This window comes from Psychroserpens mesophilus (assembly GCF_050617655.1).
Taxonomy (GTDB): domain Bacteria; phylum Bacteroidota; class Bacteroidia; order Flavobacteriales; family Flavobacteriaceae; genus Psychroserpens; species Psychroserpens mesophilus_A.
In genome coordinates, this window is sequence record NZ_JBODQC010000323.1 from 1 (window position 1) to 254 (window position 254).

At 40.9% G+C, this 254-nt stretch carries 1 protein-coding gene; it reads left to right on the forward strand.

The annotated features are described in order from the left end of the window. On the forward strand, positions 1–254 hold a 254-nt coding region (locus tag ACRHNM_RS17430), incomplete at both ends, for a peroxidase family protein (protein WP_431137913.1).

Genomic DNA, 254 nt, shown 5'->3' on the forward strand with positions numbered 1-254 from the left:
TAGAGGAGGTGCCAATGGTGCACGTATCCGTTTAGCTCCTCAAAAAGATTGGCAAGGAAACGAACCTGAACGTTTAAGTAATGTATTATCCGTTTTAGAGCCTATAGCTGCTGAGTTTGGTATTAGCGTTGCCGATACAATTGTTTTAGCTGGAAATGTAGGTATAGAAAAAGCGATTAAAAATGCAGGAATGAATGTATCTGTACCATTTTCACCAGGACGAGGAAACGCTTCTAGCGAAATGACAGATCCAG